Raw genomic sequence first — 1,435 nt, forward strand, 5'->3', positions numbered from 1 at the left:
TGTACTGACCCCAAAAAGTTAGACAATTAATTTAAGCAAAGGATTTAGTTCTGTATTGCACAGGACTGAGTCCTTTTAGTTTTACCTTAATCCGTCTATTGTTGTAGTAATCAATATAGTCTACAATAGCTTGTTCCAATTGCTCAAGTGAGTGAAACGTCTTCTCATAACCATAAAACATCTCAGATTTAAGAATGCCAAAGAAGGACTCCATCATGCCATTATCTGGACTGTTTCCTTTACGTGACATAGATGGTTGGATGCCTTTATCCTCTAAAAAATGATGATAATACTGATGTTGATACTGCCATCCTTGATCACTATGGAGAATAGTATTTGTGTAATGATCCTCACTGAAGGCCTGGTTTAACATAGCTTCCACTTGTTCTAAGTTTGGTGAAGTTGAAAGATTATAGGCGATAATTTCGCTATTAAAGCCATCTAAAACTGGTGATAAATAGAGCTTTTGGCTACTTGTTGGAATGGCAAACTCTGTCACGTCCGTATAACACTTTTCCATTGGTTTAGAGCCTTCAAATTGACGTTGAATGAGATTCTCTACCTTTTTGCCAACGTCTCCTTTATGAGAAGAATACTTGCGTTTCTTGCGGATTATAGCTTTTAAATTAAGCACTTTCATCAATCGTTGAACTCTTTTATGATTGACTACATAACCACGATTTCTTAATTCTAAATGAATTCGACGATATCCGTAATTTCCTTTGTGTTCAGTAAAAATGGATTGAATTTCAGCTTTAAGCTCTTGATCCTTATCTGGTTTGTCTAGCTGTTTCACGTGATAGTAGTAGGTCGAACGAGCGAGCTTAATAATCTTTAGAAGAATCTCTAACGAAAACTCAGTGATTAATTCTTGAACAATTTCTGTCTTTCTTCTTTCTCTTTTTCCTCCTTCAATCGGAGTTCTCTCAACTTTTTTAGGATTGCATTCTCCGCTCTCAGATATTCATTTTCTGCTTGAAGGCGTTCTAACTCTGTCAATTCCTCATGCTTTTTCTTTGGCTTACGTCCCATTTTAGATGGTCTCCCTCTTGTTTTCTCAACAATAGTATACCCGTTTTTCTTGTATTGTGCCAGCCAATTTGAAAGCATTCCTTGATTTAGGAGAGCATAATCAAGGCTGACACTTCTAAGTGAACGACCTTCCAGTAAGACTTTATCAATCATTTCTTGTTTTAGTTCTGGAGAATAATAACAATTCTTACCTTTCTTGACTATTTTTATCCCGTAACGTTCAATCAATCTCATCATGTATCTTAGCCCAGAGACATCTACACCAAATCTTTTTGAAAGCTCCTTGAAGCTATGACCTTGCTTCCTAAGTTCATAGATCTGGACTTTATCCTCATAAGTTAATTTCATAACAAAACACCCCAAAAGTTAGATTTTTTCTGTCTAACTTTTGGGGTGCAGTTCA

General features: G+C 36.0%; 1 protein-coding gene. It reads right to left on the reverse strand.

What is annotated here, in order from left to right; translation table 11 throughout:
• Positions 1–31: 31 nt before the first annotated feature.
• Positions 32–1,380, reverse strand: a protein-coding gene (locus tag QM928_RS09835) for an IS3 family transposase (protein ID WP_414295148.1) whose coding sequence is annotated in 2 segments (ribosomal slippage) — positions 32–930 and positions 930–1,380 — 1,350 coding nt in all. Because the reading frame shifts where the segments join, the coding sequence is not laid out codon by codon here.
• Between the last annotated feature and the right edge of the window lie 55 nt (positions 1,381–1,435).

This window comes from Streptococcus infantis (assembly GCF_047460405.1).
GTDB classification, from domain to species: Bacteria; Bacillota; Bacilli; order Lactobacillales; family Streptococcaceae; genus Streptococcus; species Streptococcus infantis_Q.